Below are 25,682 nucleotides of genomic sequence, written 5' to 3'. Positions count from 1 at the left end.
GACTGTAAATGGCCGAAACCGGAGACACCGCTGAGCAAGGTAACATTCCGACCAATCTTCGGCTGTTGATGGTTCTCGAAGAAATGGCCTCGGCAGGGGTTCCCGTAACCCCGACCGAGGTCAACCAGACTCTGGGCCTGCCCAAACCCACGATACACCGCTTGTTTGCCACGCTGGAAACCGAAGGATTCATTCAGCGAGACATTGACGGGCGTGGCTATTCACCGGGCCAGCGCATGCGCAAGCTGTCGACGGGTATCCTGTCATCACTGCGCATCCGGACCGCACGTGTGGCGATCCTGACCCGTCTGGGTGAACAGATCGGCGAAACCTGCAACGTCGCGCTGCCCGAACGGGATGGCATGATCTATATTGACCGTGTCGAAACCAAATGGCCGCTGAGGATTCAGTTGCCGATTGGGACGCGGGTTCCGTTCTATTGCACCGCCAGCGGCAAGCTGTACCTCAACTCTCTCACGCCACAGCATCTTGAACGCTATGCCCATGCGACCAAGTTCGAACAGTTCACGGACCGGACCCTCACCACGCCGGAGCGGCTGACCGAAGAAATCGAACGCGTGCGCGAACTGGGATATTCGATCGATGATGAAGAGTTCATGGAAGGTATGATCGCCATCGGTGTGCCGATTGCCGAGGCCAATGGGCGGCTGGTGTCGACACTTTCGTTTCACGCGCCGGTGCAGCGTCTTTCGATGAAAGACGCGCACAAACATCTGGACGCGCTCAAAGAGGCTGCACGTCACCTGTCGTCACTGCTGACTGACTGACACTGTTCTGAAGTTGGTTGGGTGTCTTTGCCCTATCAGAGTGAGCGCATCCTCTGCTTCATGCGGATCGGTTACTATGCGCTAAGTTTTTGTGAGCCGTTGGAGGGCCGGTTGGCGAAGTTCGTTGGATGTGTCCTGAGCTCTACGGATCAGGCGGCGCTTGCCACATTCGCACGCAGAGCGAATGCCGAACAGGATCAGCCCTTGCCATGAATCCTGCACACTGATGCTTTACCACCGCTGCACCGGAACAATCGCGGGCTCAGATTTTCTGCAGATAGGCCCAGGAAACATATCCCTTGACCCCGCGCGATTGTTTTAGCGAGACCTTGCACCATCGCGTGCTTCCGGTCTGATCGCAGCTGTGCAGGCGAACGACCGTACCGTTCGGAAGGCCCAGCAGGATCTTGTACCCGGTTCCCGGCCCGGCGCGCATTTTCAGCATGTCGTCGTCCTCAACGCCGATGACTTCATGCAATCCGGTTTCTCCGGCGTCTGCCTGCATGGCGATCGATCCCAGAACGGTTGCCGCTAGCGCGGCAATGACGGCTCTGCGCATCTTTCTCTCCTGTTGTTCTGCCTCGGGCGCAGTCTAGGCGTTTGCTCCTGTGGCATTCAACAGGATTGGCACTTCAAACACTGTTCTTGGCTGTTTCAATGCCCGGCGACAAAGTGATCCGGCCCCACTTGTTCCATTGTGCGCAGGGGCGGGGTCCAGTCCAGCGGTCGCACTGGGCTTTTGAGTTCGTCAGTGATCAGGGTGCGCCGACGGCCCCTGATTGACGGATCCGGTACAGGCACCGCTTCGATCAGCTTGCGCGTATAGGGGTGGCGCGGGTTGGCCAGCACTTCGGCGCGGGGACCGATCTCGACGATCTCGCCCAACAGCATGACCGCGATCCGGTGGCTGATCCGTTCAACCACGGCAATGTCGTGGCTGATGAACAGATACCCGACGCCCAGTTTCTGTTGCAGCTCCAGCATCAGGTTCACCACCTGTGCCTTGATCGTCGCATCCAGCGCCGAAACTGACTCGTCCGCCACAATCAGGCGGGGGTTCAACGCCAATCCGCGCGCGATACAAATCCGTTGCCGTTGGCCGCCGGAAAATTCATGCGGAAACCGCAGCGCGTGTTCGGGGGGCAGGCCCACGAGGTCCAGCAATTCGGCCACCCGCGCCTCGATCTCGGCCCCCTGTGCCAACCCGTGAACCCGCAGCGGTTCGGCGATGGCAGCGCCGACCGATTTGCGCGGGTTCAACGAGCCATAAGGGTCCTGAAAGATCATTTGCATCCTCTGCCGGACCTGACGCATCTCTTCTGGGCTGGCCTGCATCAGGGACTGCCCCTCGAAATGGATTTCGCCAGCCGCCGGTTCGACCAACCGCAGGATCGAGCGACCGGTTGTCGACTTGCCACAGCCGGATTCCCCGACCAGCGCCAGCGTTTCACCGGCGCGGACGTTGAAAGACACATCTTCGACCGCATGGACGTTGCCATTGACCCGGCCCAGCAGCCCGCCGCGCATCGGGAACCGTGTTGTCAGCCCTTTGACGTCCAGAATGACGTCGCCGCGGGTGTCCGGTTCGTTCGCAGGCTCCGCTCCCGCGCCAGTCAGGTCCATCTTGGGAAACCGCCGTGGCGTAGCGCTGTCGCCCAGACTGCCAAGGCGCGGCACCGCCCCGAGCAGCATCTTGGAGTAACCTTGTTTAGGCGCCGCAAACAGCTCGGCGGCCGGGGCCTCCTCGACCTTGTCTCCCTTGAGCATCACCACCACCCGGTCGGCGATTTCGGCCACCACGCCCATGTCATGGGTGATGAACATCACGGCGGTTCCGGTCTCAGCCTGCAGGTCGCGAATCAGTTCTAGGATCTGGGCCTGGATCGTCACGTCCAGCGCCGTTGTGGGCTCGTCTGCGATGAGCAGCTTGGGCTGGCAGGCCAGTGCCATGGCAATCATCGCCCGCTGGCGCATGCCGCCTGAAAAGCTGTGTGGATGTTCGTTGGCGCGGCGTTTGGCGTCAGGAATGCGCACCAGATCGAACAGGCGCAGGGTTTCGGCATTGGCCTGTGCCATGCTCATCTCGCGATGTTCGCGCAGCACTTCGGCGATTTGAAAGCCTACCTTCAACACCGGGTTCAGGCTGGTCATCGGTTCCTGAAAGATCATTCCGATGTCATTGCCGCGCACCTTGCGCATGGCCGCGTCGTCCAGTTGCAACAGGTCCGTGCCATCCAGCCGGATCGCGCCTTGGATGCGCCCCATGTCTTTCTGGATCAGTTGCATGATCGATAGTGCGGTGACCGATTTTCCGGAGCCGGATTCACCAACCACCGCAACCGTCTCGCGGCGGTCAATGTCGAAACTGATATCGCGGATCACCGGCAGCCATGCGCCATCAACCCGGAACGAAGTGGTCAGCCCGTCGACTGACAGCAGTGGCACGCTCATCCTTCACCCCGCAGTCTTGGGTCCAGCGCATCGCGCAGCCCGTCGCCCAAAAGGTTTAGGGCGAAAACAACGATCAGGATCACGATCGACGGGAACAGCGCCAGCCAGAAACTGTCGAGGATGTTTTCGAACCCCTCGCGGATCATGCCGCCCCATGTCGCGGTGGGTGGACTGACCCCCAGCCCGACAAAGGCCAGCGAAGCTTCGACTCGGATCGCGGTCGCAAGCCAAAGCGAACCCATGACCAAAATTTCGGGTGCGATATTTGGCAAAATATGACCAAACATCAAGCGACTATCGGAATAACCTAATGCGCGTCCGGCCTCGATGAATTCGCGGTTCTTGACCGCAATCGTTGGCGCTCGGGCGATGCGGGCAAAAGGCGGGATCGAGGTTAGTGCGATGGCAATCACCAGATTGGCCACCGATGGCCCCAGCATGGCGACAACGATCAGACCCAGGATCAGCGAGGGAAAGGCCAGCAACACATCCATGGTTTGCATGATGATGATATCGGTGCGCCCGCCAATATACCCGGCAACCAGCCCGATCACCGATCCGATCACAAGTGCCGCACCAATTGCCAGAATGCCGATGGTCAACGAGATCCGCGCACCCCACATGATCCGCGAGAGGGTATCGCGCCCATAATAATCGGTGCCGAACCAATGTTCCGCCGAGGGTGGTTTCAGCCGGTTCAACACGTTCTGGTCCAGCGGGTCAAAGGGCGCGATCCATGGGGCAAGCAGCGCAATCAGCGCCACCAGCAGGAACAGGCCCAGCCCGACCCACGAGGTCTTGTTGGTGTTAAAGGCGCGCAGCATTCCGTCGCCCGCAACGGCCAGAGATCGGCGCAGATAGGCACCGCGCGACAGGGTCGGAGGAGAATTTGGATGTGCCATCAGTATTTGATCCTCGGGTCAATCAGCCCATAGGTGAGATCGGTCAGCAGGTTCACCAGAACCACGATCAGCGTGTAGATCACCATCATGCCCTGCAGCATGGTATAGTCGCGTTGGTTCAGCGCCCCGATGATCAGTTTGCCCAGCCCGGGGCGGTTGAAGACGATTTCGGTCAAGACTGAGTTGCCGATCAGGATACCTAGATACAGGCCCACAACAGTAACAACCGGGATCATCGCGTTGCGCATGCAGTGGCGACGGATGATGACCGCAAAGGCCAGCCCCTTGGCGTGGGCGGTGCGCACATAATCCTGGTTCAGAACCTCAAGCATCGCCGAGCGGGTCACTCGGGTGATATAAGCCGCCATGATCAGTCCCAGATTGATCGCCGGCAGCGCCAGGTTCTGCAACCGCGCGCCGAGCGTGTCGCCCTGACCTGAACTGATCACCGGGAACCAGCGTAAATGAATGGCAAAGACCAAAAGCAGCAGCACCGCCGATACGAAGGCCGGAAACGACAGTCCCAGCAGGGACGCCATCCGCGTCACGTAATCCGGCAGCTTGTTGCGTTTAACCGCCGACCAGACGCCGAGCGGGATGCCCACTACCGCGCCCAGAACCAGCGAGGCCAGCGTCAGTTCAAGTGTCGCGGGCAGCACCTTGCCAATTTCTTGGATCACCGGTCGCCCGGATACCAGCGAGACGCCCCAGTCGCCAACCATGACGCCGCGCAAGAAATCGAAATATTGCAGGATCAATGGCTGATCCAGCCCCAGCCGCTGGCGCAGTGCAATCAGCGCCTCTTGGCTGGCCTGATCGCCGAGGATCGCCATGGCCGGGTCACCCGGCAGGATGCGTACGATGAAGAACACGATGGTCAGCACCGCAAACAGCGTGATCACGGCAAAGCCGAGCCGTTTGAGAACAAATGCAGTCATGTCACCCGCCTTGTTGGCACCGGGCCATGTGGTCCGATGCCTGTTACGGTTTCGGTCAGTCTTTGAAGAACGCTTCTTCGGTGACCGGCGGGCTCAGGTTCAGCGAACCGACAACTTCGGTGCCGAGATCAAGATTGTCGTTCCACGCCCAGAGTTGCAGGCTCTGAACCACAGGTACGGCACAGACTTCTTCCATGATCTTTGCCTGTGCGCTGGCCCACATCTCGGCCTGCTTGGCCGGATCGGTGGCGACGCGTGCACCCGAGATATCATCGTCCGCCACCGCGCAATGCGAGAAGTTGGCAACCGCCGTCGGCGTGTTCACCGTCGCGTCAGAGTGGAAGAACTGCGACAGATACACGTCAGCAACCGGGAAGCGTGCGGCGGCGTAATGCACGACCTGGCTCATGTCCTTGCGGATCTGTTCATGGAACGTCGCATGTTCGACGGTTTCGATTTCCATGTTGATGCCAGCATCGCGCAGCATCGATTGCACGGCTTCCATAGTTGACAGCATTCCGGGCAGGGTGGTGTGGATCGCCTTGATCGTGACCCCGTCGGGATACCCGGCTTCGGTCAAAAGCTCTTTGGCCTTGTCGATCGAGTATTCATAGGTCGGCACCTGATCCGTGTAGCCCATGTTGCCTTCGGGCACTGGCGAGATCGCTGACAGCGTGACATCCGGCCCCTTGAACTGAACCATCGCGTCGCGGTTGACGGCGTGGGCAAATGCCTTGCGCACCCGCACATCATCCAGCGGCGGCATGGTCATGTTCAGATGAAGTACCGACATCTCGCCGGGCTTCATCACCGTGACCTTGGTGTTAGGCAGCTTGCTGATCCGCTCGGACCATGTCTGCTCTTGCTTGCCGTAAATCATGTCGATTTCGCCGGACTGGAACGCCAGATCGCGCGAGGCATCTGACGGGATATAGCGATAGAAGATTTCCTTGATCTTGGGTTCACCCCGGAAATATTCGGGGTTGGCAACCAGCTTGACGTATTGCTGCGGCTGGTATTCGTCGAACATGAACGGGCCAGTGCCGATCGGGGTGCGCTGATATTCTTCACCTAACGCCTCGACCGCATCCTGACAGACGATATTGCCACCGTGATAGGGCACTAACATGCCCAACAGGCTTGGCACCGGGTTCTTCAGCTTGATCGTTACTTCATAGTCGCCGGTCGCTTCAACGCTGTCAAAGGCGGCGAAATCCTTGGCAAAGGACGACTGTTCAGGGTTGGCCGAACGGCTCAGTGAATAGACCACGTCCGCCGCGTCGATCCCACCGTAGTCGCCATGGCAGTCGACATCCTGGCGCAGCGTGAAGACCCATGTCAGACCGTCCTCGGACGAGGTCCAGCTTTCGGCGATATCGGGCTCGATGAATTCCGGACTCGATTGACCCGGTTTGATCCGCACCAACCCGTTGAACATCCAGTGCAACAAGCCCTTGTCGGGGGTCGACGTCGCCACGTGCGGGTCCAGCTTCCCGGCATCGGCGCTGCCCATGCCAACATTCAATGTGGTGCCGGCGGCAAAGGCACCGCTGGCCGAGACCATTCCGGCACAGGCCAGTCCTATCAATCTATTCATGAGTATGTCCTTTCTGTTGGGTCGTTTCTTGTTTCTTGTTCGTAATGGTTAGAGCGTATCCTCCAGTCGGCAATTTACCAGCATTTCCGCCATGGCGGCGGTATTCGGCAAGGCAATCGCGGTTGCCGCGAGTTCGGCGAGATCCAGAGGATCAATCATTTCAGCTTGGCTGACCTTGGTGACGTCAGCCGTCAAATCCGTCGCAACAAAGCTGGGGCAGATGGCGGTGGCCCGGACGCCATGGTCCCAGCCGATGCGTCGTGTGCCATGGGTCAACGCCAGAACGGCGTGTTTGGTCATGTTGTAAGCAATATTCTCGTTGCGCACACGTTTGCCTGACAGAGAGGCCACGTTGATGATGCGCCCGGACCCTGCAGCCTTGAGATGGGGCAGGCATATACGGGAGAGAAACAGCGGCCCCTTGACGTTGATCGTCCACAGAGCGTCCAGATCGGCTTCGTCGCCTGCTTCGATCGAAAACGTGTTGCTGGTCCCGGCATTGTTGACGAGCGCATCCAGTTGCCCGAATTTATCAAGCGTCGCGGCGAGCCAGGCCTCGTGACTGGCGCGATCGCCTGCCTCGTATCTTGCGCAAAGCAAGCGGGGTCCGGCGAGATCGCGCAGGGCCTCTTGGGTCGTGGAAAGATCTCGCGCTCCGACGCTGACGGCATAGCCCTTGGAATGCAGGACCTGTGCAATGGCCAGACCGATGCCCCGGTTGCCGCCGGATATCATGACCACGCGGTCGGTTGGGTCGATCATGGTGAATTCCCTTTCATCCGTGCAATGTAAGTGGTGCTGATGCGGTGGATTTTGCAAACCGCTCGAACCCGAACGCGTCCAGCGACAGGCTCGGAGCCCGGTCCAGCGCAAGGTCAGCAGCCAGAGGGCCGGTGACAGGCCCGATCCCGAACCCGTGCCCGGAGAATCCTGCCGCAACAATGAAGTTCTGCACGCCGGGCAGGCGGTCGATCACCGGCAACCCGTCTGGCGTCAGGTCTAATGCCCCGGCCCAGATGCTATCTATTTCTGCTTCTCCGAAGGCGGGCAGCACCGTGCTGACGGTTGCAATCGTTTCCATTACGCGCTGCGCGACGGGTCGTATGACAGGTCGTCCGTCGCGTTCGCATACGGCGCCCGAACAGTCATCGGCTCCGCTGGTAACGCGGAAACGTCCCGATACCTCTTGTCGTGCCGCCATGTCCGCATTGGCGACGCCCAACACCGGGGCCAGCACCGGTTCGCAGGGGGCCGAGCGCAGGACGGTCACGACCGGGCGCCTCAACGGTATCGTCCAGCCGAGTGGATCGAGTAGAGTATTGACCTCGGTTCCTGTCGCGACGATGACCGCACCGGGCGAGAGGTGACGCTTGTTGGTTACGACGCGCGAAACCCGCCCGCCTTCGACGGTGATGTCTTGAACGGCCTCGCCCATGGCACGTCGCACACCCAGTTTGGATGTCATGTCCAAATAGGCATTAACCGTTGCAACCGGGTCGGCCTGTCCGTCGCTGGCACACCATGATGCCGCCATGACCGCGTCAGACAGGCCGGGGGCAATTGCGCGGATATCTGCGATGTCGGACAATAGTTTCAGAGGCAGACCGGCGGTGCTTTGATCACTGACAAGTGCGCGTATGATCTCGACCTCTGCCGGGGTGCGCGCAAGACGCAGGTTGCCGGTTTGCCGATAGCCGGTCTTTGCCTCAAGCCGTTCGTCCAGTTCACGCCACAGCGCGACGGCGGCCTGCGCCAGCGGCAACTCTGCCGGATCGCGCCCGGATTGGCGCACACCTGCCAGTGTCCAGCCCGAGGCCATCGCGGCAGGGCCGTAGCGGTCGATAACCTCTACCGACACACCGGCCTCGGCCAAGGCAAGGGCTGCGGTCGTTCCGGTTATGCCTGCACCAATGACGAGGACATCGGGATTGCTCATGCTGCGGCCTCTCGGTTGAACCGTGCAGGTGAAAAGGCCGCCGGGTCTACGATGGGTGTTTCGCCAGTGACGATCTGAGCCGCCAGCAGTCCCACGCCCGGGCCAATGCCAAACCCGTGGCCTGACAGTCCCGTAACGACTGTCAGCCCGTCATGCCCGGCAACCGGTCCAATGGCTGGGATTTCATCCGGCACCACGTCGATCATCCCCGCCCAGCTTTCGACCGGGGCCACCCCCGACAATTGGGGAAACAACTCTCGCGCATGTTTCATGACATCCTCAAGCAGGGTCTTGTCCGGGGTCGGATCAAATACCCGAACACGCTCAAACGGGCTGATGTCATCCGCACCCCATCGCGTCGTGCCGAGGGGGCCGAAAAATTGCCGTCCCGCACGAATCTTCATGATCTGCCAGCGCTCGCGCAGCATTGGCAGGTAATCGGAAAAATACCGGAATGCGGCAGGGATCAGTTGAAATTCTGCCGCGCCGCTGCGGGCCACGGTAAAACCTCCGTCCTTGCGGGGCCGGATCGACACACGTTCCGACCCGATGGCCCCTGAGCAGGGCACGGTGGCCGGGGCGGTCCGCAAGACAGAGGACTTGATCGCGAGCTGGGGAAAGGACACGCCGAAATTTTCCAGAAACCCGCGTGACCAGACGCCACCGGCCAGCACGACATTCGTGCTAGCAATGCGGCCTCGTTCCGTTATGACCCCGCTGACCCGCCCGGCAGAGTGCTCGATGGTGCGAACGGCGCAGTTTTCAACAATGCGAACGCCTTGTGCCTCGGCATGGCGCGCTAGCGCAGGAACCGCGAGGGCAGGCTCTGCCACTGCGTCCGACGCCGTGTGCAGCGCACCCATAAATTGCTGATCGTTCCGGCCCAGAAACCTGTCGGTTTCATTCTCGGTCAACAGCGCTGAATCCAGCCCGAAATCTGCGTTGCGTTCCAGCCAGTCGACATGCCGCTGCAACTCGGCGGGTGTTCGCGCCAGATAGGTTGCTCCGCATTTGCGATAGCTTATGTCCTCGGCCATTTCGCCGGCCAATTGCTCCCACAGGCGAGCACTTTCGATCATCAGCGGCAGTTCACGATGATCGCGGCCCATCTTGCGGATCCATCCCCAGTTGCGCGAAGATTGTTCGCCCGCGATCCGTCCCTTTTCGCACAACACCACGGATACGCCACGCCGCGCCAGAAACAACGCGGTGGACACGCCCGCCACGCCGCCGCCGATCACAACCACGTCTGCGGTTTTCGGCAAGGGGGCAGGGCTGTCGGTTCCGGATGGTGTCGATGTCACTGGGTTTGCTCCTGTGATGTCATGTTTACATTGACGAAACTGGGCGCGTATAAGTCAAATAGATGTTCGTTTGACCGCTATAACAAAACCTTATGGAGAACATGCTTAGCCAACGCGCCCTCGAAGCCTTCAGAGAAGTCATGCGCTGTGGCACGATCTCTGGTGCCGCAGAAGAAATGCGGGTCTCACAGCCTGCCATCAGCAGACAAATCCGCGACCTTGAGGATCGGTTGGGCCTTAGCCTGTTCACCCGTCATGGCGGTCGCGTCACTGCAACGCCCGAGGCGCATGAGTTCTGGACCGAAGTCGAACGCAATCTGGTCGGTCTGAAACAGATCGAACGCGCCGCCGAACAGATCAAACGCGGCCAGCGGTCGACGATAACGGTGGCCGCCGCGCCGGTGTTTGCACTGACTGCTCTGCCTGAGGCAGTCGCGGTTCTCCACCGTCAGCAACCGCGACTGACTACCAGCTTTCTGTCGATGACGACCTTGCCGGTGGTGCGTCAGGTTGCGCTCGGACAGTGTCAGGTCGGATTTGGCATGCGAACCCACCACAAGTTCGAAACCGACCTGATCTGCGCAGGAGAGCTGCCCTATCGGTTCATTGCCCCGACCGATCATCCGCTGGCGGACAAGCCATCGATCCAAGTCGAGGATCTTGCCGGGCAGGACCTTGTCGGGTTCGAGGACTCGACCCAAACGGGCCGCAATCAGGATCGGCTGTTCGCGGGGATGGCAAACCCGCCGCTGGTGCGTTTTCGCAGTTACCTGTCGCATATCGTTTCGGTGATGGTTCTGCGTGGTCTTGGCGTCGCTTTGGTTGATCCGTTCACTGCGGAAACGCATGAACAGATGGGCGGTCTGTCGCGCCCGTTCCTGTCTGGCGAGCGGTTTGAGTATTCCGTCATCAAATCCATCGGCGCGCGTCTGAGCAGCGAATGCACAGAACTGATCCAGACTTTCGAAGAGCTGGTAGACCGACATCGAACAGAGTGATGCAGACGCACAAGAGGCACGCCAATTTTCAGGTCGTGATTCGATTCAGTTCCATGTGGAACGAACCGGGAAAACACATCACGAGAGCTGCGCATCGAGGGTCGACAAGGCAACCGGAGACGCGAAATGTCACGATAATTCAGACCATCTGGATGCGCCCGAAAAAACGCGGGATGAGGTGATAAACTGGCTGAATCAGGCCCGCGCAGCTTTGGATTCTGTAGCTTCGCTGGGGTGTATCGGCACCGACCGGGATCTCGCCGGGGTAGATTAATACCGCTTTTTCAGCTTTACTCTAGGTCAACAGGGTAAGCCGTGGAGGGCGCGATGTCGGATGATCCGAACCAGCGGGGTATAAACGTTAACTTCGTTTTTGTCGTATCGATGACCATCTGTGCCGGGATCGGCATCTGGGGTATCGTCGACCCCGACAGCATGACCGGATCGATGTTGGGGTTCGTGAACTACATGCTGACCGGGGTCAGTTGGGCCTGGCTCTTGGTCTGTTCGATGTTCCTGTTCCTGTCGCTTTACCTTGCTTTTGGCCCCTATGGTCATATCCGCCTTGGCGCCGACGACGAAGAACCTGAATTTTCGACGGTGTCGTGGATCGCCATGCTGTTTGCGGGGGGCATGGGCTCTGGCCTGCTGCTCTGGGGGCCTGCAGAGCCGATGTATCACTTCGTATCTCCTCCGGGGATGGAAGGTGAAACCATGGAGGCCGCCCGCCAGGCTCTGGTCATTACCAACCTGCATTGGGGGTTTCATGCCTGGTCGATCTACGCGGTCTGTGCGCTGGTGATCGCCTATTTCACTTTCCGCAAAGGCCAACCTTCGATGATCTCGACGCCGATCAAGGCTGTGTTTGGCGGCGCGCTTGGCGATGGTATGGGTAAGACCGCTGACATCCTTGCTGTGCTGTCGGTGGTCTTCGGGCTGGCCGGATCACTGGCAATGGGTACGCTCGCAGTGCGCTCGGGCACCTTTTATGCCTTTGGCTTTGACGAGACCGTAACCACCTCGATGATCATCCTCGGGGTGCTTTTCGTCTGTTACATGCTGTCGGCCACGACGGGCGTCGACAAGGGCATCAAGATCCTGTCGAACATCAACATGGTGATCGCCATCGCAATCATGCTGATGGTGCTGTTCGCCGGACCGACGCGATTCCTGTTCGAGGTGTTCATCGACTCGGTCGGCAACTATTTCTCGGGCCTCATTACCATGAGCTTCCGCTTGTTCCCGTTCGAGGATCTGGGCGGCTGGTCCGCAGGCTGGACGCTGACCTATCTGATCTGGTGGATCGCGTGGGGGCCATTCATCGGTATTTTCGTGGCCCGCATATCCAGAGGTCGAACGATCCGCGAATTCTGTATGGGCGTCATTTTTGTGCCAACCATCTTCTCGATGCTCTGGTTTGCCGTGTTCGGTGGTGCCGGGTTTTACATCGAGATGTTCGGTGGCGGCGGGCTCAAGGAAATCATCTTTGAGGATGCGACCAAGGCGCTGTTCGCGTTCCTCGAATATTTCCCCGCAGCACAAGTCATGCAGACGCTGGCCGTGGCGCTTATGTTCATCTTTCTCGTTACCTCGGCGGATTCAGGGACCTTTGTGCTGTCGATGATGACCACTGATGGCAATCTCAACCCGCCGATCCTGCAAAAGATGGTCTGGGGCACGCTGATCGCGGCCCTGACAGTCGGCACGCTGGTTTCGGAGTCAGTTGCGGTGGCCAAGGCGATGGCGGTGACCGGTGCGATCCCGTTCACGGCAATCGTGCTGTTGCAACTCGTCGGTTTCTTCCGCGAGATCAAGCACGAGGTCAAACCGCCGAAACCGATCGAAGCACGGGGCGAGGGCGTCGGACGTGGCCGTGCCACGCCGCCGGCGGAATAGGGGAGGGACGACCATGAAACGTTTTCTTGCGATTATCTTTTCTCTGACGTTCCTTCTCACCGCGTGCGATGACGGAACACCTGATCTTAGGATCGGGGCCAAGAACTTCTCGGAAAGCCGAATTCTGGCCGAGATGATCCTGGCCCTGGCCGAAGAACAGGGGGTGCCTACGTCTGGAATCGTCGATTATCCCACAACCCCGTCTATCATGGCGGCGATCAAGGAAGGGTCTGTCGATATCTATCCGGAATACAACGGCACTGGGCTAGTCATGCTGGGCCAGAACCCGATGAGCGATGGTGCCCAGGCGACCGCGCGGGTAAGAGAATTGTATGGTCCGCTGGGGCTGACATGGTTGGACGGGTTCGGGTTTGCCAACAACTATGGCATCGCGATGCGCGCGGACCTCGCAAGTGAGCTTGGCGTTAAGTCGATCTCTGATCTCGTTCCCTCTGCCGCAAACCTGTCCATCGCGGTCGATGACGATTTCACAATCCGTCCTCTGGACGGGCTTGAGCCCATGACCCAACGCTATGGCATGAATTTCGGCAACGTCGATGTCGTGCCGTTGGATAATCGCGAGCAAGTCTATGATAAGCTTTTGAACGGCGACGTGGAACTCGCCGAGGTCTATACCACCGACGGTCAGATCGCCGAGTATGGTCTGGTTCTGCTTGAGGACGATCTGAACTTCTTCCCGATCTATGACGCATTGCCGATTGCCCGGGCCGAGGTTCTGTCTCGCTATCCTCAGCTTGCTCCGGCTGTTTCGGCACTCGCCGGCAAAATTACACCGGATATGATCCAATCGCTGAACGGGCGTGTCGATCTGGAAGGGCGCTCCCCCCGTGCGGTGGCGCGCGATGCACTGGCACGGATGGAACTGATAGATGGCGGTGCAGTGCAAGCGCAGGATCCGCTGGTGATCGCGACCGAGGCCAACTTTGCCGACAGTCCGCAAGGGGCGCTGGTTCTGCGTGCGGTGCAAAAGGCTTTTACCGGTCGTGACGCACAATATCAGGACAACGACAATCCACTGGCAACAGTTGGTGACGGCGATGCACGTCTGGCGCTGGTCGGTGCCGAAGCGTTCTATGATCTGTCCAACCCCGCCCCGTCGCGCACGTCTGACTATGAGGCAGTGGCCGCTGTGGGGCAGAGTGTCCTGCATCTGATCGGTCAGCGTGACGCGGTGTCGTCGCTTGACGAGATCACGACAATCGCTGTTGGTGGCGAAGGAAGTTCGTCTGCACGGATTGCCGCGCTGGTGATTGATGGTCTGGGCCTGTCGGCAGAGGCGGTTCCGGTCGAGGGCGGCACCGCCGAAGTGCTTGCGGCGGTCACGGACGGCACGGCAGATGCCGCGTTGATTATGACTGTCGATGGTGACCCAGCTGTTGCGGCAGCAATGTCTGATCGCAGCAAGCGGCTGTTCTCGCTGGAAGGCTGGAGCGACGGTGCCAACCTTGTGCGCTATCCGTTCCTGCGCGAAGCCCGGATTGCGGCGAACACCTATACCGGCCAGCTAACACCGGTCGAGACGCTGAGAACGCAGCTTGTGCTTGCCGGTCCTGCACCCCAAAAGGGTGATGTCGTTGGCGATCAGGGTCCAGCCGCAGTGGTGGTCGAACTAAAACCAATCACGGCCTCTGCGGTGAAATCGCTCAACGCGTCGATTCCGGGTAATCTGGCGGTCGATCCGGCCTTGCCGCTTGCCGCTTCGCTTGCACCGGAACTGCCGCAACCCCCGGCTGCGCTCAACCCGTCCCCGGGCACGTCAATCCTGAGCCTGGTCCTCGTCGGGTTCTTTATCTGGTTGGGCTGGCTGTTAGTCCGGCCGGAATATCGCTGAGGAGAAGCAAACATGCCAAACAGGATTCTGGTTCCGATTGATCTGAGATCCCCTGAAAACACCAAGGCCGTGCTTGCGGGCGCGGTCAAGCAGTGGAACACCATGAAGGACCCCGAACTCATCTTGATGACGGTGGTACCCGAAATGCTGGCCGGTCTTGACTGGCGCTATGCGATCCGCGGCGAAACCGGTGGCTCGGAAGAGTGGGATATCAAGAAGGCGCTGCAGGCGACGGTGGCGCATCTGAACGATGTGGCCAGCGAGCAGATCCCAGATGGCGTCACCTTCAAGACCCTTGCCCGGCACGGCAGCGTTTATGAGGAAGTGCTGGAGGTGGCAAAGGAGTTGGATGTCGATCAGATCGTCCTTGGCGCGCATCGACCGCGTTCCACCGATTTCCTGCTTGGCACCAACGCCGCCCGGATCGTGCGCCACGCAACGTGCTCGGTGACGGTCGTGCGTGACCAATGAGATAGGGCTGGATGGTCGTGTCCTTAGGCTAACGCACGGCCGCCGTGACATTGCCCGGAGACGCCAATGCCACATCCGCGAGGGTTGAGCGGTCGAGCGAAGCGAGAAAGACCGTTTCAGCCAGTCTTAGGCGGCTTTTTAGCCCGCATCGTCCATCAAGGTTACAGTCTCCTCCGGTCTCGAAACACTCAACGAGCACCTTGCCTTCTTCCAAGATGCGGACGATTTCACCCAGTCCGAGATCCGCCGGTGGCCGTACCAATATCGCCCCGCCACCGCCACCGCGACGGGTTTGGACGATCCCGACCTTGGCCAGTTTCTGCATGATCTTGGTCAGGTGATGACGCGAGACACCAAATTCCTCGGCTAGTTCCGTGGTTGAAAAAACCTGGTCCGGATCGCTTGCGAGTCGCATCAGTATCCGCAGGCCGTAATCGGTGAAAGAAGTCAGCCGCATATCGTGCATCCATGAATTGGTATTTACAGTACCTATTAACAGGCATAGGCATTGTGTTGAAGTTCGAAAGTCGCCAACCTGCCTGCGCGCGCGACCTTGCCGGTTGGGAGAAATCGATGGGAAACGATCCAGACAACTTTAGCTGCCGCAGCGGTTTTTCCTCGCCGGCGTGCCTGGCTTCGGAGATTGCGCCGGATTACTTTGACCCACTTGCCGTGGATCCCGGCCAGGCACGGGACGTGGCGCGGTGGCGCAAATCAGAGCGGGCCCGGTTGCGAGAGGCGCGCAAAGTACTGGCATCGGCAGAGCGCAAAGAGATCGCGAACGCGCTGATGGCAGGGCTGCGCAGGGTTGTGGAGGACCGCCTGCGGCGATCAGAGCAGCCTGTCGTATCCTTTTACTGGCCGATACAGGACGAGCCGGACCTGAGACCACTGATGAACGAACTCTGCGAGACCGGCGTCGACATTGCCCTGCCGCTGGTCGAGACGCGAGCAGCGCCATTGGTGTTCCGCCGCTGGACGCCGCAGACGAGGATGGTGCGTGGACATTGGAACATCCCGGTGCCGCCATCCGATGCACCGATCGTTATGCCCGATCTGGTTCTGGCCCCGCTGGTCGGCTGGGACAGCGACGGATATCGGCTCGGCTATGGCGGGGGGTATTTCGACCGCACGCTGGCAGCAGTGACACGGAAACCAATTGCGGTTGGGATAGGGTTCCAGTCGTCCAAGCTGGCCACGATCTATCCGCAACCCCATGACATCGCGCTTGATCTGATCCTGACCGAGCAAGGGGTGCAGGTTACACGGGCGAGCTGAGTCCGGAGGTCCTGACTGCGGTCAGAATACCCAGCATCTTGCCGCGTCGGGTTAGGTATATAAATGAACACTGAGAACACCAGTTTACCACCGCAACCAAACTAGGCGCGCAGATGAGTCAGATTTCCGTTTCCGCCGAAGGCTTTGTCGTCGATGCAGAATTGCTGGGCTCGGCGTTTGGCGTCGCCCCTGAAACCATCCCAGAGGAAATGCGAAATGGTGATATCACCAGCCGAAGCGAAACCGGCGTCGGAGAGGATGCCGGAAAGTCGCGTCTGACGTTCTATCGGGAGGGGCGGGCCCTGCGACTTGTGGTGAATTCAGGTGGCGAGATCCTGTCGCGCAGCAGTTTCCCCGTCTCAAAAGGGCGACGACCCGGCCGATGATGTCTGAATGGCTCAGACAGACACCGCCTCGCTCCAAGAACTGAACCGGTTCACCATAGACTGTCGCGACATGCGAGATCGGTAATCGGGGGCCCGATCCCCCAGCTTTCAGGAGTTGGTCGAAAGCGCCGTTGCGGACGTGCTAGCTTTGCTGGTTCGGATGTTCGGCATCCAGCGTGGGCTGATCTGGCTGGGGGCGCAGCTTGTTGCGGAACTCGAAATACAGCGTCCTGAAGTGCAGCAGAATGACCAGAACAATCAGCCCGAACAGGATTGCGGCGATGGGCCGGTCAATGAAATCAAGTGGCTCCTTGACCCGCGCCATGGAGCTGCGCAGCTTGACCTCCATGATACCACCCAGAACCATTCCCAGTATGATCGGAACAATTGGCAGATCCAGCCGTTTCAGGATCAGCCCGAATACACCGAACCCGGCGGCGATGGCACAATCCGTAATCGAGTTGCGCAGGCTGTAGACGCCCACAAAAGAGAGCGTCAGGATAACGATGCCGATGAACCGGGTCGGGATCTGGACAACCTTCAAGAGCAGGTTGGTCGAAAACAGCAGAAAGACCAGTACGATCACATTCAGCAGCAAGAGCGCCATATAGATCGCCATTACAAAATCCATCTGGTTCTGAAAGAGCTGCGGGCCGGGGATCACATTGTGAACGTAGAACACCGACAGCATCATCGCGGTCAGCGCCTCGCCCGGAATGCCAAGCGCCAGCAATGGGATCATTGCGGCGCCGGGAACGGCGTTGTTGGCAGCCTCAGAGGCGACCAGACCCTCGGGCGATCCATCGCCGAACTTTTCAGGGTTCTTGGAGGTCTTTTGCGCATAGGTGTAGGACATGAATTGCGAGGTAAACTCGCCCGTTCCCGGCAGCATTCCCAGTATAACGCCGATTCCGGATGACACGGATGCCACGCGTTTGATGCCAAGCAATTCCTTTAGTCCGGTGAAAATGCTGCCCTCGACCCGCGCGCTTTCTGGCACGTGGTTCTTTTCAAGCAGCAGCAGAAACGCCTGTGCGATAGCAAAAAGGCCAAGGACAACGACGATCAGATCAATACCGGAGGTCAGCCAGCTTTGCTCAAAGGTGAAACGGTTGGTGTATTTGGCGGGCTCAAGCCCGATGGTGTTCAAGAAAATACCAAACGCGGCCAGCATTCCGGCGGCAAAGACCTGCCCCCTGTGGGCGAGCACAACCAGCACAATGCCAAGAAGCGCTGCGAGGAAGATCTCGCGGCTGCCGAATTGGGGCGCGACCCATGCCAGAACCGGCGACAAGACAATCAGGCAGATGATCGAAAAGATGCCACCAAAGAACGAGGCGGAATAGGCCAGTGACAACGCCCGGTGGCCCTGACCGCGTTTGGTCATCGGATAGCCGTCATAGGTGGTCAAGGCATTGACCGCTGTACCCGGCGTATTGATCAGAATGGCAGGAATGGCACCGCCATACATCGAAGAGCCATAGATGCCGAGCAAGAGCGTCAAGCCGACAATGGGAGGAAAGGAAAAGGTCGCAGGCAGCAGGATCGCGATGGCGACAGCCGCCCCGACGCCGGGAAGGGCTCCGATGATTACGCCACCGATGGAGCCGACCAAAAGCGCGACTACAACCTGCCACTGAAGCAGGATTTCGAGACCGGAAATCAGATCAGCCATGACCCCTCACAGATAGATGAGTGCAAAAGAGCGGATTGCGTCGGGAAGGTAGTCGTAGATGGCACCCGCCGGGATCTTGACCGCCAGGATTCCGCGAAACACGATGACGACCCCAACCGCAAAGACAGCGGCGGCCAACAATGCCCGCATGTCGCGAAAGCCGGTGCGAAACGCAAGGAAGACGCAGAACAGAACCGTGGATGGCAGGTATCCGATCTTGGGCACCGCCAGCACGTAAATCAGAAAATACGCGACGTATTCAAATCCGCGCATCCACAGGGCGACTTCGGTCCAGCGACCGGCAATTCGCGGTGACATCGCGGAGCTCAGCCAGTGCAAAAAAGCAAACGCACACATAGCATAAAGGGAAATCTTGGGCCAAAGCGCGGGTTGTGCATACCATTTCGTGCGCTTGGCGACTTCTGTCTGTTCGCCGAGCTGAGAAATCAGCAGGATCGAAAGCGCCAGAAAGAACACGGCAAACACAACGTCGCCGGGCCGCCGGTACCGCTTGAACATATCTTGAAGCGTGCGTGCAATCATTGGTTTTGCCACCTGTTGAGAGGGCCGCGCCAGATGTATCTCCGGCGCGGCCCGGGGTGTCTATTCGCCGAGCAGCTTTTCGATATTGGCAATGGTCGCCGTGTCAGCTTCGATCTGGGCGCGCGACTCTTCGGCATCCTGCCAGTAGATCAACGCACCTGTCTCTTCGATCATGGCCTGCGTTTTGTCCGATTGAAGCGCTTTTTGCGCGGCAGTCGAAATTTTCTCGCGGGCCTCTGCCGGAACATCCTTGCGCACGAACAGACCGTTCCAGAGAGAAAGACCCAGCTCAGGATGGACTTCGCTGACAGTTGGCGAATCCGGGGTCAGCGAGATGCGCTCGCTGCCGATGCTCAACAAAACATTTACGTCATCAAGACAGGGCAGAATGAGCTGAAGCGTCGTGTTGATAACATCGACGTCACCCGATGCCAGCGTGTTGCAATCCAGTGCGTCAAACGCCGCTTCGGACGCAAAGTCAAAGCCTGACTCAACAGCGGCGGCAAATGTCACCTGTGTGGGCGGCAGGAAGGATCCGAAATGACCCAGAGCCACATCGTTTTCCGCTGCATACGCGGTTAGTTCTTCCCAGTTCGAAAACGGCGCAGACTTGCTGGCCGCGATCACGAACGGATAGGTGAGAAAGATGCCGACAGGTTCAAACGGGTTCGGTGTGAGTTCGGGAATGCCGATGTTTGGACCGCCAATCGGTACATCGGTCACGAACGACCCGATGGTATAGCCATCCGCGGGTGCGGTCGCGACTTCCACCGCGCCGGGGAATGGGCCGCCACCGCCGCCGGGCTTGTTCACCACGGCCGTCGGAACGCCGTACATCTCCTGAAATTCGCTGGCAATAATGCGTGTGAGGACATCCTCAAGATCGCCCGGAGGCCATGGCACGATAAACGAAACCGGTTTTTCCGGGTATTCGGCAAATGCCGTGGAGGCAAAAGCAATGGCCGCGCAAGCAGCTGAAAGTATTGTTTTTTTCATTTTATGGTACTCCCTGTGGTGTTGGTTTAGGTTAACATACTCGTAGACTTTTTTAGTGGTTGAACGCGCGAGCCAGATTTGTGCGACGACGCCCTGCCGATGTCTAAGCGTTACGGCAGGGGGTAAACGGTGTCAGTCGCCAGTTCCTCACACGGCTGCAAAGCCAGCATCGAGTGCGGCAAGGATTTTGGTAACGTCCTGTTCGGTCAGCACCAGCGACGGGGACAGGATGATATTCGGACCCGAGACGCGGATCATGGCGCCCGATTGATAGGCGACCTCTTGCACAGTTGCGGTGCTCGCGCCGTCGATGGGTTTTTTGCTGGCGCGGTCGCTGACCATTTCGATTGCCGTCATGAGACCATGCCCACCCCGAACGTCGCCGATGATGTCGTGTTTGTCCTGCAGCGCCTTGCAACCGTCAAACATCTGTGCGCCCCGCGCCGCAGCGTTTTCGATAACGTTCAACCGTTTGGTTTCAGCCAGACAGGCAAGGGCGGCCGCAGCCCCGACCGGGTGCCCGGAATAGGTATAGCCGTGCGCGATCTTGGCGTCGGCGTTGCCTTCGAACACATCGACCAGCCGCTCGCCGATCATGACCGCGCCAAACGGAAAGAACCCGTTGGTGATCGCCTTGGCCGTGCACATCATGTCGGGCTGGATGCCCCACAGCCGCGCGCCCGACCATGCGCCGGTCCGCCCATAGGCGGTGATGACCTCGTCTGTGATCAGCAAGATTCCATTTCGGTTGCAGATCTCTTGAACCATTGGCGCAAAGGATTTGTGGGGCGGGATGACACCGCCCGCGCCGAGGATCGGCTCCATGATCATTGCGGCGATGGTGTTGGCCCCTTGAAACGCGATCTCGTCCTCAAGTGCCGCCACACAAAGCTGCGCCAGCTTTTCGGGGTCGGTTTCGTTGAAGGGATTGCGATAGGTGTAGGGGGCCGGAATATGGAAACAGCCGGGCAACAGCGGCTCATACGCGTTGCGGAAGTTGGCGTTTCCATTGACGCTCGCCGCGCCGACATGGGTTCCGTGATAGCCTTTCTTGAGGCTCAAAAACTTGGTGCGCCCGGCCTCGCCACGCAGCTTGTGATACTGCCGCGCAAGGCGCAGCGCGGATTCCACGGAATCCGAACCGCCCGACGTATAAAACGCGCGTTGCATTCCATCGGGCGCAAAAAAGTCATTCAGTTCATAGGACAGCTCGATTGCAGCATCATTGGAGGTGCCCCGGAATGTCGAATAATACGGCAGTCGGGCGAGTTGATCCGCAATGGCATCTTTGACGGGTTGGCAGGAATAGCCGAGATTGACGTTCCAAAGCCCACCTACCGCATCGATCACGGTGTGCCCGTCGATATCGGTGACACTGACCCCGCTGGAGTCAGTTATGATCTTTGGCGGATTGTCGATGCTGTCCTTTGGCGAGGTCATAGGATGCCACATCATGCGGGCGTTGTGTTCTTTAAGGAAGTTCGAGTCTTTCATGAAGTAGATTCCCTAGAGGATTGTTCTGCAATGGATTTACTCCACACAGATTCTACGGAAGCGGGAACTTTGCCGCCCCAGTTATGCGAGATTTCCCGGCTGGCCCCGATCAGGTGTCGCTGAATGTCGCGCTCTTGTTCGGCGGTAAACCGGGTGGCGACGCTTGCCACCGAAACGGCCCCGGCAAAATGACCTGTCTGATCGAAGATTGGCGTTGAAAGGCTGCAGACATCGTCTTCATAGCCACGTTCGGATCGGCCAAAACCTGTCTCGCGCGCCATTTGCACCTCGCGCTCCAGCGCATCGGATGTCGTCGGAGTGTCTACGGTGAACGCTGGCATGTCTGCGACGGCGGTTGTCATGAGGTCTGCCGGGCCAAAGGCCAACGCGCAAATACCTGATGCGGTTGCGTGCAGGGGGAAGGTTAGGACATCGATGATGACCCTTGTGCTGTGCTTGTAGGATTCACATGACGCCAGCGGATACACGGTTGAACCCGACAACACCGACACATGGGTTGTTTCACCCGTCGCATCCGCGAGGCGCGAAATCACAGCATCGGCACCCGCCTTGCGCGGGACGGTCAGTTCGCGGGTTCGTGCCAGTTGCAGGACCACAGGGCCGAGGCGATAGGATTTGGTCAGCGGGTTCTGCTCGACAAACCCCGTCTCTTCGAGCGCCTGCAGATACCGGTGCGTTGACGCCTTGTCGCGACCAGCAAGCCGACACAGCTCTGACAGCCCGATTTCCGGCCGGGTTGGCGAAAAATGCGACAGCAGGGCGATGGTTTTGACCGCGGATGACACGAGGCTTTCAAGCTCCTGGAGAATCTAAAAAGAGTTTGACATGTTTAAATTAACAAGGCAAACTTTTTATTATACCAGAGGTTCACAATGTGAACCTCATGAATTGCACCGCGATTTTGATGCGCTGCGCCGTTAAAAAAGCGGCGCGTTGGATAAGTTGAAAAGAGGCATGACCGATGGATCAGAGCAAGATTGATGCGCTGCGGGCGCGCCCCGTTTCCCCCCAATTACATCTGATCGATGGCAAGCAGGTGCCGACATCGGACGGAGCAACTATGGATGTGCTCTCACCGCTTGACGGACAGGTGCTGACGACGATTGCCAAAGGAACGACAGCGGACATGGAGTCTGCCATTGCCTCGGCCCGTGCCGCTTTTGACGACAGGCGATGGGCGGGGCAGCCGCCAGCCGCGCGCAAGAAGGTGTTGCTGAAATGGGCGGACCTGATCGAATCCAACGCGCTGGAACTTGCCGTACTGGGCGTGCGTGACAACGGAACTGAAATCGGCATGGCCATCAAGGCCGAGCCGGGGTCTGCCGCTGGCACGATCCGCTACTATGCCGAGGCGCTCGACAAAGTTTATGGCGAGATCGCCCCGACCCAGAGTGACGTTCTGGGCCTGATCCACAAGGAACCTGTCGGCGTGGTCGGGGCGATTATCCCCTGGAATTTCCCGCTGATGATCGGCGCATGGAAGCTGGGCCCGGCGCTCGCGATGGGCAATTCCGTGGTGTTGAAGCCGGCGGAAACAGCGTCCTTGTCGCTGATGCGCATGGTAGAACTGGCGCATGAAGCCGGGTTGCCGTCCGGGGTCTTAAACGCGGTCACCGGCGAAGGCGCGGTCGTGGGCGAGGCGATGGGGCTGTCGATGGACGTGGACGTTCTGGTCTTTACCGGATCAGGTGGCACCGGACGACGTTTGATGGAGTATTCGGCGCGGTCCAATATGAAGCGGGTCTATCTGGAGTTGGGTGGCAAATCCCCGAACATCATCTTTGCGGATGCGCCCGATCTGGACGAAGCGGCAAAGGTTGCAGCGCATGGAATTTTCCGCAACGCCGGGCAGGTCTGCGTCGCCGGGTCACGACTGCTGATCGAGGCCAGCATTCACGATGAATTCGTGGCCAAGGTCGCCGAGGTTGCCAAAGGTATGCAGGTGGGTGATCCGCTCAGCCTGAAAACCGCCATTGGTGCGGTGAACTCGGACAGGCAACTTGACCAGAACCTTGGCTTTGTCAAAACCGCCACCGCCGAAGGTGGTCAGATCATCATGGGTGGCAACCGGATCCTGCGGGAAACCGGCGGCTATTTCATGGAGCCGACGATTGTCACCGGGGTCACGCCTGACGCAACGCTTGCCCAGAAAGAAGTCTTTGGTCCGGTTTTGGCGGTGACGGCATTTGAAACCGAGGAGGACGCCATCCGCATCGCCAATTCTACGGTCTATGGGCTGGCGGGGGCGGTCTGGACATCGAACCTGTCGCGCGCGCATCGCGTGGTGCGGGATGTTCGAACCGGGGTGATGCACGTGAACACATATGGCGGCGCGGATGGGACCGTCCCGCTGGGTGGTGTCGGACAATCAGGCAACGGACATGACAAGTCGCTGCACGCATTGGAAAAATACATCAATCTCAAAACGGCCTGGATCAAGCTGTAATTGAGCGATCGGGGAGGATCGAGCATGACAGACACGACCATTCTGATAATCGGGACATATGATACCAAGAATGACGAGTTGGGTTTTCTGGCCAGCGTGATCCGCGATCAGGGCGGGCAGGTTGTCACCATGGATGTCTCTGTCCTGGGCGATCCCGCGGCACCGACGGATTATTCCAAACACGATGTCGCTGCAGAAGGCGGCAGCAGTATCGCCGCTGCAATAGCTTCGGGTGAGGAGAACGAAGCGATGCAGATCATGGCCAAGGGTGCGTCTCTCTTGACGGCACGGCTGTATCTGGAAGGCAAGTTTGACGGGATGATCGTGCTGGGCGGCACAATGGGCACAGATTTGGCGCTTGATGTATGCGCAAGCCTGCCGTTGGGCGTGCCGAAATACATCGTCTCGACCGTCGCGTTTTCCCCGCTGATCCCTGCTGCGCGTGTCGCCGCGGATGTGCAGATGATCCTGTGGGCGGGGGGGCTCTATGGTTTGAACGCTGTCTGCAAGGCATCATTGAGTCAGGCGGCAGGCGCCGTGCTCGGCGCGGCGCGCGCGGTTCAAAAACCCGACGCGGATAAGCCGCTGATTGGGATGATGTCTCTTGGCACGTCTGCCTTGAAATACGTGATCCCGCTGAAACCAGCGTTGGAGGCGCGCGGTTACGAGGTTGCCGTGTTTCACGCCACCGGCATGGGTGGGCGCGCATTCGAGAGCCTTGCAGGGCAGGGCGCTTTTGCATGCGTGTTCGATTTCTGCACCCAAGAGTTAGGCAATCACGTCCACGGGTCCAACATCTCGGCAGGCCCCGACCGTCTGACCAACGCAGGGCGCGTCGGCACACCGCAGCTGGTTGCGCCGGGGTGCTATGACCTCGTTGACATCGTGGGATGGCTGCCGGTGCCGGAGAAGTGGGCGGATCATCAGCCGCGTGCGCATAACCGTCTGCTCACCAGCATCACGTTGAACGCTGACGAGCGAAAGACCGTCGCGCAGGCCCATGCCACGCAGCTTGCCATGGCAACCGGGCCGACCGCTGTGCTCTTGCCCGAACACGGTTTGGGCGAGTGGGACAGGGAGGGGGCCGAACTGCACGACAAAGCAGGTTTGGAGCAATTCCTGCAAGCACTGGCAGAGGCGCTCCCAGAGAATATCGGCGTCCATCGGATTGACGGGCATATCAATGATGCGATCTTTGCCGAGACCGCCCTTGAGATTTTCGACGCCTGGCGCGCCGATGGGTTGGTTGCCAGCTAGTCGCGCGGGCCCGGATCGAGCAGTGCGAGTAGGTCGAGAAGTTTCTCGTAATTTTCATCGCCCATCCGCGTGCGAAACCCGACGACAATCTGCGCCGCCTGATCTGCGTGGCTGTCGATGAATTCCTGACCCATCTCGGTGATGGCGATCAATTGCCTGCGCCGGTCAACCTCGTCGCGGGTCTGTGTGATCAGCCCTTTGTCGCGCATCTTGGTCGCGATGCGGGTCAGGCTGGGGAATAGCAGGCTTGCCCGATCGGCAAGCGTCGTCGAATCCAGCGAACCATGTTCCGCCAATACCCGCAAAATCCGCCACTGCTGTTCAGTGATCCCAGTGTCTGCAAGCATGTCGCGGATTGGCGCCATCGCACCTTCGCGCGCGCGGATCAGGGCAATCGGCAAGGATCGAGAGGTCGATGGAAGTTTACTGTTCATTATAGGGCTCAATTTCGGC

The 25,682-nt window shown here is 59.2% G+C and carries 24 protein-coding genes; 9 read left to right on the top strand and 15 right to left on the bottom strand.

What is annotated here, in order from left to right:
* Nucleotides 1-8 precede the first annotated feature (8 nt).
* Nucleotides 9-788 (top strand): IclR family transcriptional regulator, encoded by a 780-nt coding sequence (locus tag ABJO75_RS15635; protein WP_348134455.1) that lies wholly within the window; start codon nt 9-11, stop codon nt 786-788.
* A 262-nt stretch (nt 789-1,050) separates the two neighbouring features.
* Here ABJO75_RS15635 and ABJO75_RS15630 read toward each other — a convergent pair whose 3' ends face one another.
* The 8 genes from ABJO75_RS15630 to ABJO75_RS15595 form a co-directional block, all read right to left on the bottom strand.
* On the bottom strand, nt 1,051-1,347 hold the full coding sequence (locus tag ABJO75_RS15630) for an SH3 domain-containing protein (RefSeq protein WP_348134453.1): 297 nt from the start codon (nt 1,345-1,347) through the stop codon (nt 1,051-1,053).
* Nucleotides 1,348-1,442: 95 nt separating this feature from the next.
* Nucleotides 1,443-3,239, bottom strand: a complete 1,797-nt coding sequence (locus ABJO75_RS15625; protein ID WP_348134451.1) for an ABC transporter ATP-binding protein — start codon at nt 3,237-3,239, stop codon at nt 1,443-1,445.
* On the bottom strand, nt 3,236-4,141 hold the full coding sequence (locus ABJO75_RS15620; protein WP_348134449.1) for an ABC transporter permease: 906 nt from the start codon (nt 4,139-4,141) through the stop codon (nt 3,236-3,238). Before ABJO75_RS15620 ends, ABJO75_RS15625 begins: the two co-directional genes overlap by 4 nt.
* Nucleotides 4,141-5,079, bottom strand: a complete 939-nt coding sequence (locus ABJO75_RS15615) for an ABC transporter permease (protein WP_348134447.1) — start codon at nt 5,077-5,079, stop codon at nt 4,141-4,143. Before ABJO75_RS15615 ends, ABJO75_RS15620 begins: the two co-directional genes overlap by 1 nt.
* Before the next feature lie 55 nt (nt 5,080-5,134).
* A complete protein-coding gene (locus ABJO75_RS15610) occupies nt 5,135-6,676 on the bottom strand; it encodes an ABC transporter substrate-binding protein (RefSeq protein ID WP_348134445.1) in 1,542 nt (513 codons plus the stop codon).
* 48 nt (nt 6,677-6,724) lie between these two features.
* A complete protein-coding gene (locus ABJO75_RS15605; RefSeq protein ID WP_348134443.1) occupies nt 6,725-7,438 on the bottom strand; it encodes an SDR family NAD(P)-dependent oxidoreductase in 714 nt (237 codons plus the stop codon).
* Nucleotides 7,439-7,451: 13 nt separating this feature from the next.
* Nucleotides 7,452-8,612, bottom strand: a complete 1,161-nt coding sequence (locus ABJO75_RS15600; protein ID WP_348134441.1) for an FAD-binding oxidoreductase — start codon at nt 8,610-8,612, stop codon at nt 7,452-7,454.
* On the bottom strand, nt 8,609-9,916 hold the full coding sequence (locus ABJO75_RS15595; protein ID WP_348134439.1) for an FAD-binding oxidoreductase: 1,308 nt from the start codon (nt 9,914-9,916) through the stop codon (nt 8,609-8,611). Before ABJO75_RS15595 ends, ABJO75_RS15600 begins: the two co-directional genes overlap by 4 nt.
* A gap of 101 nt (nt 9,917-10,017) precedes the next feature.
* On the opposite strand from ABJO75_RS15595, the gene ABJO75_RS15590 reads away from it, so the two are divergent.
* From ABJO75_RS15590 to ABJO75_RS15575, 4 genes are all read left to right on the top strand, one after another.
* The gene (locus ABJO75_RS15590) at nt 10,018-10,914 is read left to right on the top strand and encodes a LysR family transcriptional regulator (protein ID WP_348134437.1); all 897 of its coding nucleotides are present in this window, start codon (nt 10,018-10,020) and stop codon (nt 10,912-10,914) included.
* Nucleotides 10,915-11,241: 327 nt separating this feature from the next.
* The gene (locus tag ABJO75_RS15585) at nt 11,242-12,810 is read left to right on the top strand and encodes a BCCT family transporter (RefSeq protein WP_348134435.1); all 1,569 of its coding nucleotides are present in this window, start codon (nt 11,242-11,244) and stop codon (nt 12,808-12,810) included.
* Between the two features lie 13 nt (nt 12,811-12,823).
* Nucleotides 12,824-14,662, top strand: coding sequence for a glycine betaine ABC transporter substrate-binding protein (locus ABJO75_RS15580; RefSeq protein WP_348134433.1), 1,839 nt, complete (start codon nt 12,824-12,826; stop codon nt 14,660-14,662).
* A 12-nt stretch (nt 14,663-14,674) separates the two neighbouring features.
* Complete coding sequence (locus tag ABJO75_RS15575) at nt 14,675-15,133, top strand: universal stress protein (protein ID WP_348134431.1); 459 nt, start codon at nt 14,675-14,677, stop codon at nt 15,131-15,133.
* Nucleotides 15,134-15,161: 28 nt separating this feature from the next.
* Here the strand turns inward: ABJO75_RS15575 and ABJO75_RS15570 are convergent, their stop codons facing one another.
* Nucleotides 15,162-15,590 (bottom strand): Rrf2 family transcriptional regulator, encoded by a 429-nt coding sequence (locus tag ABJO75_RS15570; protein WP_348134429.1) that lies wholly within the window; start codon nt 15,588-15,590, stop codon nt 15,162-15,164.
* 116 nt (nt 15,591-15,706) lie between these two features.
* On the opposite strand from ABJO75_RS15570, the gene ABJO75_RS15565 reads away from it, so the two are divergent.
* Complete coding sequence (locus tag ABJO75_RS15565; protein WP_348134427.1) at nt 15,707-16,411, top strand: 5-formyltetrahydrofolate cyclo-ligase; 705 nt, start codon at nt 15,707-15,709, stop codon at nt 16,409-16,411.
* A gap of 113 nt (nt 16,412-16,524) precedes the next feature.
* Nucleotides 16,525-16,797 (top strand): DUF6522 family protein, encoded by a 273-nt coding sequence (locus ABJO75_RS15560; protein ID WP_348134425.1) that lies wholly within the window; start codon nt 16,525-16,527, stop codon nt 16,795-16,797.
* Between the two features lie 142 nt (nt 16,798-16,939).
* On the opposite strand, the gene ABJO75_RS15555 is transcribed toward ABJO75_RS15560, so the two are convergent.
* From ABJO75_RS15555 to ABJO75_RS15535, 5 genes are all read right to left on the bottom strand, one after another.
* Nucleotides 16,940-18,472, bottom strand: a complete 1,533-nt coding sequence (locus tag ABJO75_RS15555) for a tripartite tricarboxylate transporter permease (protein WP_348134424.1) — start codon at nt 18,470-18,472, stop codon at nt 16,940-16,942.
* Between the two features lie 6 nt (nt 18,473-18,478).
* Nucleotides 18,479-19,015 (bottom strand): tripartite tricarboxylate transporter TctB family protein, encoded by a 537-nt coding sequence (locus ABJO75_RS15550; RefSeq protein WP_348134422.1) that lies wholly within the window; start codon nt 19,013-19,015, stop codon nt 18,479-18,481.
* Nucleotides 19,016-19,075: 60 nt separating this feature from the next.
* Nucleotides 19,076-20,011: a tripartite tricarboxylate transporter substrate binding protein gene (locus tag ABJO75_RS15545; RefSeq protein WP_348134420.1), complete on the bottom strand. Its 936-nt coding sequence runs from the start codon at nt 20,009-20,011 to the stop codon at nt 19,076-19,078.
* 147 nt (nt 20,012-20,158) lie between these two features.
* Complete coding sequence (locus tag ABJO75_RS15540; protein ID WP_348134418.1) at nt 20,159-21,505, bottom strand: aminotransferase class III-fold pyridoxal phosphate-dependent enzyme; 1,347 nt, start codon at nt 21,503-21,505, stop codon at nt 20,159-20,161.
* Complete coding sequence (locus tag ABJO75_RS15535; protein WP_348134416.1) at nt 21,502-22,311, bottom strand: IclR family transcriptional regulator; 810 nt, start codon at nt 22,309-22,311, stop codon at nt 21,502-21,504. Before ABJO75_RS15535 ends, ABJO75_RS15540 begins: the two co-directional genes overlap by 4 nt.
* A gap of 176 nt (nt 22,312-22,487) precedes the next feature.
* Here ABJO75_RS15535 and ABJO75_RS15530 point away from each other — a divergent pair, with 176 nt between their 5' ends.
* Together ABJO75_RS15530 and ABJO75_RS15525 are read left to right on the top strand one after the other, a co-directional pair.
* Nucleotides 22,488-23,972, top strand: coding sequence for an aldehyde dehydrogenase (locus tag ABJO75_RS15530; protein WP_348134414.1), 1,485 nt, complete (start codon nt 22,488-22,490; stop codon nt 23,970-23,972).
* A gap of 24 nt (nt 23,973-23,996) precedes the next feature.
* Nucleotides 23,997-25,229, top strand: a complete 1,233-nt coding sequence (locus ABJO75_RS15525; RefSeq protein ID WP_348134413.1) for a Tm-1-like ATP-binding domain-containing protein — start codon at nt 23,997-23,999, stop codon at nt 25,227-25,229.
* Here ABJO75_RS15525 and hpaR read toward each other — a convergent pair.
* Entirely contained in the window at nt 25,226-25,663 is a 438-nt protein-coding gene (gene hpaR / locus ABJO75_RS15520) for a homoprotocatechuate degradation operon regulator HpaR (RefSeq protein WP_348134411.1), read from the bottom strand. The two genes, ABJO75_RS15525 and hpaR, sit on opposite strands and share 4 nt — an antisense overlap.
* Nucleotides 25,664-25,682 lie beyond the last annotated feature (19 nt).

Origin of the sequence: Sedimentitalea sp. (genome assembly GCF_039973035.1) — a bacterium.
In the GTDB taxonomy this organism is placed as follows: Bacteria; Pseudomonadota; Alphaproteobacteria; order Rhodobacterales; family Rhodobacteraceae; genus Sedimentitalea.
The sequence above is the reverse complement of the archived record's forward strand: the minus strand, read 5'-3'. Positions and strand labels throughout refer to the sequence as shown.